This window comes from Actinomadura sp. NPDC048032 (assembly GCF_040653175.1).
Taxonomy (GTDB): domain Bacteria; phylum Actinomycetota; class Actinomycetes; order Streptosporangiales; family Streptosporangiaceae; genus Spirillospora; species Spirillospora verrucosospora.
On record NZ_JBEZJP010000499.1, the window covers coordinates 1 to 5,343 of the forward strand.

Here is a 5,343-nt window from a genome sequence, read left to right on the forward strand (position 1 = left end):
GGTGGAGGGCTTCTCGAAGACGAGCGCGATGTTCCTGCCCGCCAGCGCCCGCGTCTCCGTCCCGCCGCGCTTGGCGGCCTCCGTCAGCGCGTACGTCGTCCCCGCCAGGGCCAGCGCCGCCAGGGCCGCGCCGAGCACGTCGAAGCGCCCGTGGGCCTGCGGGTCGACGCTCTCGGGGACGTGCCGGACCGCGACCAGCACCACGACGGCGGCGAGCGGAACGTTCAGCAGGAACACCCACCGCCATCCGGCCGCCTCCACGAGCCAGCCGCCCAGGAACGGCACGATCGCGCCGGCGACGCCGCCGAGGCCCGACCAGGCGCCGACCGCGCGGGGGCGGTCGTCGGCCGTGAACGACGCCTGGATGATCGCCAGCGAGCCCGGGGTGAGCAGCGCTCCGCCCACGCCCTGCAGCGCCCGCGCCATGACCAGCGTCTCGACGTTCGGCGCCACGCCGCACAGTACCGAGGCGACCGCGAACCACACCGTGCCGATGAGGAAGATCCGGCGGCGTCCGAACCGGTCCCCGAGGGAGCCGCCCAGCAGGATGAAGCCCGCGAGCGTGAGCGTGTAGGCGTTCACCGTCCACTGGAGCCCGGCCATGTCGGCGTTCAGGTCGCGGGCCAGCCTGGGCAGCGCCACGTTCACGACGGTGGAGTCGAGGAACGCCACGCTCGATCCGAGCACCGTCGCCAGCAGGATCCAGCGTCCCGGCCCGGTGCCCAGCCGGACGTCCGGCATCAGACGATCAGTTCGTCGACGAAGCACCAGCGCCAGTCCTCGCCCGGCTCGAACGAGCGGACGATCGGGTGCCCCTCCTTGTGGAAGTGCCCGCTGGCATGCCGCATGGGCGAGGAATCGCAGCATCCGACATGCCCGCAGCTCAGGCAGAGCCGCAGGTGGACCCAGCGTGTTCCCTCTCTGAGGCAGTCCTCGCATCCCTGGGGTGTGTTCGGGGACGGATCCTCGATCGGAAGGGACTGCACGTGCTCACAGGTGGCCATACCTGAATCGTGCCACGGCCGTGGTAACCGGATTACCAATGGTCGGGGCTGAACGGCTCGTCCTCGGGGCGCGCGGACCGCGACAGCAGCCGCAGGTCCGACTCGACCATCATGGTCACCAGCCCCTCGAAGGTCACCTCGGGCTCCCAGCCGAGCTGCTCGCGGGCCTTCTTCGGGTCGGCGCACAGCAGGTCGACCTCGGCAGGGCGCGTGTACTTGGCGTCCAGGACGACGTGGTCCTGCCAGTCCAGGCCCGCGGTGCGGAAGGCGAACTCCACCAGCTCGCGCACCGACTGGGTCTGGCCCGTCCCGATGACGTAGTCCTCCGGGGAGTCCTGCGCCAGCATCATCCGCATCGCCCGGGCGTAGTCGCCCGCGTAGCCCCAGTCGCGGCGGGCCTCCAGGTTGCCGAGACGCAGCTCGGTCGCCAGGCCCAGCTTGATGCGGGCGGCGCCCAGCGACACCTTCCGCGTGACGAACTCCGCGCCCCGGCGCGGCGACTCGTGGTTGAACAGGATCCCGCTCACCGCGAACATGCCGTAGGACTCGCGGTAGTTCTGCGTGATGTAGTGGCCGTAGCTCTTCGCCACCCCGTAGGGGCTGCGCGGGTGGAACGGGGTCTTCTCGTTCTGCGGCGTCTCGCGCACCATCCCGAACATCTCCGAGGACGACGCCTGGTAGAAGCGGATCTGCCCGTCGCCCGGCGTACGGGACGGGCTGATCCCCGACACCACCCGGATGGCCTCCAGCATGCGCAGCACGCCCATCCCGGTGACCTCGGCGGTCAGCTCCGCCTGCTGCCACGACATCGGCACGTAGGAGATCGCGCCCAGGTTGTAGACCTCGTCGGGCCGCACCCGCTCCACCGCCGAGATCAGGCTGCCCTGGTCCAGCAGGTCCCCGGTGGTGATCTGCACGTCGCCGATGTGCTTGCGGAGCCGCGACACATGGGGGTTCGCCTGCCCCCGCACCAGGCCCCAGACCTCGTATCCCAGCTCAAGCAGATGCTCGGCCAGATACGAGCCGTCCTGTCCGGTGATGCCGGTGATGAGTGCTCGCCTGGACAGCGGATCCTCCATGGCTGAAATAGGTCCGACGCGGGCCCGCCGCGGGCCCAAACCCGCCGCGAGCGTGATTTATGAGGTTACCGACCAGGCCACGTCCATGACGAGGGAGGGCACCGTTTGAACCGAATTCCCTTCTGGTTCGCCCGCCCCCGGCCGCCCGGTACTGGTCACAGCGTCCAACAAGGACGCCGTCGGCGAGACCCCAGGCCACCCCGCAGCCACGCCCGGAGCCGCCACCGTGGCCGCGCCTGGACGGCTGCGATCGCGTCCGAAGGCAGTTTCGAGCCCGCGAGAAACCGATCGCGCAGCGAGCCTCTAGGCGAGCCGGAGCGATGCTGCGATCAGACCGCGCGCTGGCGGGCGCGGTAGGCGGCGACGTGCATGCGGTTGCCGCAGGTGCGGCTGTCGCAGTAGCGGCGGCAGCGGTTGCGGGACAGGTCCACCAGGACGCGCGAGCAGTCCGGGGCCTCGCAGGTGCGCAGCCGGTCCAGTTCGCCCGCGGCGACCACGTAGGCGAGCGCCATGCCGCAGTCGGCGGCCAGGTGCTCGCCGAGAGGCGCGCCCGGCGCGAAGAAGTGCACGTGCCAGTGGTAGCCGTCGTGGTCGGTCAGGTGCGGCGTGGTGCGGACCTCGCCGACGATCTCGTTGATCCGCCGGACGGCGGAGGGGACGTCCCCGGAGCGGAACACCGCGTGGAAGCGGCCGCGCAGGTCCAGCACGCGGGCCAGGTCGGCGGCGGTGAGCTCGCCCACGTCGCTGAAGGCGTTGCGGTCCACGAACTCCCGCAGCCCGGGCAGCCCGCCGAGCTCCTCCGCACCGGACGCCGCCGCGCTCGTGTTGATCAGGTCGACGACGACGGCGAGCGCGTGCTCGGTGTCATGAGTGAAGATCACGATGACTCCAGTCTCGGGGGACCCGGGCGGTCGGGCGCCCGGCGTCGTCGCCGGGGCCGGGACGCGGCCCGTGGACCCCACCCTATGACGGGAACCGCGCACGTCGGCGCCCACCCCGCCAGGACACGCTGGCGCCCACGGCGCCGGCATCCGAACGGAACGTTCCATCCCGTGGCTCGCCCCCGCGACTACCCCGCCGCTTTCCGGCAAGGACCATCGCCGTGGAGGAGGACCGGCTCTTCGTCGTCTTCCTGGCCGTCGCCGTCGTGGTCCTGCTGGCCCGCGGGCTGGCCGGGCGGCTGCGCGTGCCGGACGCCATCGTGCTCGTCCTGCTCGGCCTGGCGGCCGGGTTCGTGCCGGCGCTGCCCGCGGTCGTCGTCCCGCCCGAGGTAGTGCTGCTCGGGTTCCTGCCGCCGCTGCTCTACCACGCGGCGTTCTTCACCGCCCCGCGCGAGGCCCGCGCCGATGCCGTGCCCATCTTCGCGCTGGCCTTCGGCCTGACCACCGTCACGACGGTCGCGGTGGCCGCGACGCTGCACGTCCTGCTGCCGGACGTCGGCTGGACCGCCGCGCTGGCGTTCGGCGCCGCGGTGTCGCCCACCGACCCGGTGGCGGCGACGGCGGTGATGCAGCGGCTGGGCGCGCCGCCGCGGATGGTCACCATCCTGGAGGGCGAGAGCCTGATCAACGACGGCGCCGCGCTGACGATCTTCGGGCTGGCGGTCGAGGCGCTCGGCACCGACTTCACCGTGGCGCACGGTGCGGCCCGGGTGGCCCAGATCGTGCTCGGCGGCGTGGCCTACGGGCTGGTCGTCGGCGTCGTCGTCCGCCGGATCCGGCGGTGGATCAGCGATCCCGTCAGCCAGATCATCGTCTCCCTCGTCACGCCCTACGTCGCCTTCATCCCCGCGGACCGGTTCGGCGCGTCCGGGGTGCTCGCGACGGTCGTCGCGGGGTTCTCCATCGGCACGCACGGGGAGGGTTTCCTGCAGCCCGCCTCGCGCCTGGCCGGCACCACCTTCTGGCGGATCCTCACCTTCCTGCTGGAGTCGGCGCTGTTCGTCCTGCTCGGCCTGGAGATCCGGGAGATCGTGCGCGCCCCGGGCGGCCGGACCTGGGGGACGGTGGTGGCGGTCGCGCTCGCGGTGTCGGCCGTGGCCATCGGCGTCCGGCTGCTCTGGCAGCTCGGCAACGGGCCGCTCGCCCGGCTGGTGCCCGGCGGCCGGCGCAGCCAGGCCGACCTCGGCCTGCGGGAGCGGCTCGTCATCGGCCTCGGCGGCATGCGCGGAGCGATCTCACTGGCCATCGCGCTGTCGCTGCCCATCGGCCTCGGCGGCGAGCGCGGGCTGCTGGTCCTGCTCGCCGCGCTCGTCGTGCTGGTCACGCTGGTCGGGCAGGCGCCGCTCCTGCCGCTCCTGCTGCGCCGGCTCGGGCTGATCGAGCCGGAACGGCGGCGCACGGAGTCGATGCTCGCCCGCAAGGCGGGGCTCCAGGCGGCCCTGGCCCGGCTGGACGAGCTCGCCGAGGAGGACGAGGTCGACGACCAGACGGCCGAGGCCTTCCGGCAGATGCTCGAACTGCGACTCGAACGCGTCCGGTACTTCCTGGACCGGGAGGGCGCCGAGGGGCCACGCCCGCCGGACAGCAGCCGCGTCCGCACCGAGCTGGTCACGGCGCAGCGCGCCAGGCTCCAGGCGCTCTACCGCAAGGGCCGGATCGGCGCCGAGACGCTCCGCGAGATCGGGCGGGAGCTCGACTTCGAGGACCCCGTGGCGGTGAGGCGGCCGCCCTCCTGAACCCGGTCCCGCCGCCGCGGCCGGGGCGTCAGCGCTCGTAGTGGGGGTCGGCGACGACGGGGTAGTAGGCGTCGGTGTGCTGGATGCGCATCGTGACGGCCGAGCCGTCCAGGGCGTAGTCCGCCTTCACCTGGCGGAACATCAAGTCGCTCGCCCACGGGTTGTAGAGCCGCCCCACCGTGGCGCCGTACCGCAGGTGCACGACGTCGTAGCCGCCGGACGGCATCGACTCCAGCGCGAGCCCGTCGGCGAGGGAGATCGCGAACCGGAACTCCGTGGGCGCGTCGGGGCCGTGGATCACCGTGAGCAGGCGCACGCCGCCGGCCGTCGTCTGCGCGACGATGTCGGTGTCGACGTCCACTCCGACGAAGACCCGCAGGCTCGGGCGCAGCACCTGGGCGACGGTGTCGGCCGCGGCGACGTCGATCCCGAGGTGGATCCGCTGCCCGTCCCGGGTCGGCACCCACACTCCGTCACGGGCGCGCTGTCCCCAGGCGACGTCGGGGTTCTCCATCTCCTGGGGCTCGTTCTTGCCTCGCGCGACCAGAATCCTGGAAGCGGCGCTCATCGCCGCGGCAGCCCC

6 protein-coding genes are annotated in these 5,343 nt (G+C 72.6%); 1 reads left to right on the top strand and 5 read right to left on the bottom strand.

Features of this window, described 5'->3' with window-relative positions; all coding sequences use genetic code 11:
* The 4 genes from AB0C69_RS37380 to AB0C69_RS37395 all read right to left on the bottom strand — a co-directional run.
* Positions 1–741, bottom strand: a 741-nt coding sequence (locus tag AB0C69_RS37380; protein WP_360360442.1) for an MFS transporter, incomplete at its 3' end; no start/stop codon positions are given.
* Positions 741–1,004: a UBP-type zinc finger domain-containing protein gene (locus AB0C69_RS37385; RefSeq protein ID WP_345176315.1), complete on the bottom strand. Its 264-nt coding sequence runs from the start codon at positions 1,002–1,004 to the stop codon at positions 741–743. The genes AB0C69_RS37385 and AB0C69_RS37380, both read right to left, overlap by 1 nt.
* A 32-nt stretch (positions 1,005–1,036) precedes the next feature.
* Entirely contained in the window at positions 1,037–2,071 is a 1,035-nt protein-coding gene (locus tag AB0C69_RS37390; protein WP_345176365.1) for a GDP-mannose 4,6-dehydratase, read from the bottom strand.
* 341 nt (positions 2,072–2,412) lie between these two features.
* Entirely contained in the window at positions 2,413–2,964 is a 552-nt protein-coding gene (locus AB0C69_RS37395) for a CGNR zinc finger domain-containing protein (RefSeq protein WP_360360445.1), read from the bottom strand.
* 221 nt (positions 2,965–3,185) lie between these two features.
* Here AB0C69_RS37395 and AB0C69_RS37400 point away from each other — a divergent pair, with 221 nt between their 5' ends.
* Entirely contained in the window at positions 3,186–4,760 is a 1,575-nt protein-coding gene (locus AB0C69_RS37400) for a Na+/H+ antiporter (RefSeq protein WP_360360448.1), read from the top strand.
* A gap of 28 nt (positions 4,761–4,788) precedes the next feature.
* Here AB0C69_RS37400 and AB0C69_RS37405 read toward each other — a convergent pair.
* Positions 4,789–5,343, bottom strand: a 555-nt coding sequence (locus tag AB0C69_RS37405) for a hypothetical protein (protein WP_360360451.1), incomplete at its 5' end; no start/stop codon positions are given.